The organism is Microvirga sp. P4_G7 (genome assembly GCF_056401005.1).
Genome location: NZ_JBFUKD010000779.1, coordinates 1 through 1,570, shown reverse-complemented (window position 1 = coordinate 1,570; position 1,570 = coordinate 1). Strand labels below are relative to the sequence as shown.

The 1,570-nt window shown below is 59.4% G+C and carries 1 protein-coding gene; it reads right to left on the bottom strand.

The features are described 5' to 3' along the window. On the bottom strand, positions 1-1,570 hold a 1,570-nt coding region (locus AC1DT3_RS20590), incomplete at both ends, for a cadherin domain-containing protein (protein WP_477467065.1).

Below are 1,570 nucleotides of genomic sequence, written 5' to 3'. Positions count from 1 at the left end.
GTGATCATTCGCATCCAGCGCCTTGTTGCCAATCACCAGGAAGTCCTTGCTCAACTTGACCGGCTTCTTTTCCGATCCCTTCTTGCCGAGGCTTTTGAAGACCGCATTGTCGAGCCAAATCGTGTCGTCTTTCACGCTGAAATCCGTGATCTTGTCGACATTGAGCTTCTTCTTGTCGACCTTCGTGCTGAACACGAAGGTGTCCTTCCCCTTACCACCGGTCAAGGTATCGTTGCCGAGACCTCCGTTGAAGGTATCGTTGCCAATTCCACCAACGACGATGTCGTTGCCGCTCGTTCCGTTGGTCCTCTCGGGTGAAACGTCCGTCACGGCCACCGTGATGAGACTGTCGTTGCTCAAATTGCCTGCATCGGTTGCACGGACGGCAATCGTGTAGGACCGCGCCTGCTCGTAGTCCAGGGCCACGCCGTTCTTCACTTCCACCGTGTTTCCGCGCAGGACAAAGCGACCGCCGGCATCGTCGAGGAGCTGATACGTGAACGTCTCTTCGGCATTGGGATCGAGCGAGCTCAACGCACCGACGATCGTTCCCGTCGCAGCGAGCTCCTTCACAGTCGGGGTCGACAATGTCGTCGTGCTCGGTTTGCGGTTTGCCGTCTCTGACTCGACGACCGTCGCGCCCGACACGGTCGTCGTGGCATCGCGCACCGAAACCGTGAAGGTGGTCTGCTCCAGGCTTCCTGCCTTGTCCGTGCGATCGCGCGGATCGAATTGCAACCCGCGCACCGCCGCCTGCACATCAGCAACGCTGCCGACAATCGTATAGAGACCGTCCGCGAAGGTGCCGCCACCGAGATTGGTCAGAACTCCGTTTTCCGGTTGATCGAGCGTGATGGTGAGCGTGACCTGCGCGCTGTCCTCATCGGTGACGGTTACACCGGCGAAAGGCATCAGCGTGCCGGTATCATATCCCCGCTGCGCGCCCGGCGCGAGACCAGCCAGCACAGGCGCGTCGTCGACTGGGTCGACATCCACCGTCGTCGTTGCCGAAGTCGTCAATCCGCCGGTGTCCACCAGAGTGAAAGTGACGGTTCGCACACCAACCGTCGGATCGACGGCTTTGACATTGTCATACGTAATGGCGCGCATGATGGCCTCGACAGCTTCCGGGGTCGCCCCGTCGCCGTCGAATCGGATCTTCAAACCTTCACCTTGTCGGCCATCGGCAATGATGACGCCGATATGGAGCCCATCAACCGTGATGATGTCGTTGACATCTCCACTCCCAAGTACGGCGACGCCATTGCCATCCTTGACGGTGATTCGATCTTCTCCATCGCGATGAGTGCCGATCGATACCGTGAGCAAGTGCAACAGCCCGTTGTCGCGCACCGTCGCATTACTTCCGGCGTCGAGGTGAACAGGTCCGTCGCGCCACACCACATTGTCATCGGCGATGGCGCCGAGCTCGGGTGCCGTGTTGACCTTGATCCCGCTCGCGTCTTCGATGATGTCGACGCCACGCCGGAAGAGGCCCGTGATCTCCTCATCGGTAAACGTCGCGTTGACCAGTTTGACCTTTTCTTCGAGTGCACCCGTTCCCTTGATG